1 protein-coding gene is annotated in these 213 nt (G+C 70.9%); it reads right to left on the reverse strand.

All coding sequences use genetic code 11. The annotated features are described in order from the left end of the window. Nucleotides 1–213, reverse strand: a 213-nt coding sequence (locus tag E5W70_RS33010; RefSeq protein ID WP_292665552.1) for a GNAT family N-acetyltransferase, incomplete at both ends; no start/stop codon positions are given.

Genomic DNA, 213 nt, shown 5'->3' on the forward strand with positions numbered 1-213 from the left:
CGCCTCGAGCAGCCGCGCGCCATTTTCCCGTGCGAAGTCGATGCCGCCTCCGACCAGGCGGTGCGACACGCCCCTACCCCGCGCCTTGGTCCGGATGAAGAAACAGGAGATCGCCCAGACACCCGGATCGGTGGCATCGGCGGGGTCGAGCGGCGCCGACCCCCTGCCCTGGTTGTTCCACTCGGGCACGTCGGCGCGCGGGCCGATCTGCAT

The organism is Mesorhizobium sp. (assembly GCF_005063415.1).
Classification (GTDB): domain Bacteria; phylum Pseudomonadota; class Alphaproteobacteria; order Rhizobiales; family Rhizobiaceae; genus Mesorhizobium.